Below are 464 nucleotides of genomic sequence, written 5' to 3'. Positions count from 1 at the left end.
GTCGCTTCCCTCTCGACCTCGACGTCGACGGGTCTGTCGTCGGCAACCAGCTCGATCAGCTCGCTGTCCACCTCGACTTCGACCGGTATCAACTCGCTGTCGACCGGCCTGAGCTCGACCGATAGCTCAGTCGCCTCGCTGTCGACCTCCACGTCGACCGGCTTGTCCTCGGCAACCAGCTCGATCTCGTCGCTGTCCACCTCGACTTCGACGGGTATCAACTCGCTGTCGACCGGCCTCAGCTCGACCGACAGCTCGGTGACTTCGCTCTCGACCTCGACGTCCACGGGTCTGTCGTCGGCAACCAGCTCGATCAGTTCGCTGTCCACCTCGACTTCGACGGGCATCAATTCGCTGTCGACCGGCCTCAGCTCGACCGACAGCTCGGTGGCGTCGCTCTCGACTTCCACGTCCACGGGTCTGTCGTCGGCAACCAGCTCGATCAGCTCGCTGTCCACCTCGAC

General features: G+C 63.8%; 1 protein-coding gene. It reads right to left on the bottom strand.

Annotated features, from left to right (window positions below; translation table 11 throughout):
* A partial coding sequence (locus DIE22_RS39270) for a hypothetical protein (RefSeq protein ID WP_311767767.1) occupies nt 1-464 on the bottom strand: 464 nt, incomplete at both ends.

The sequence above is a fragment of the Burkholderia sp. Bp9142 genome, from assembly GCF_003853415.1.
Lineage (GTDB): Bacteria > Pseudomonadota > Gammaproteobacteria > Burkholderiales > Burkholderiaceae > Burkholderia.
This window is presented reverse-complemented; position numbering and strand designations above follow the sequence as displayed.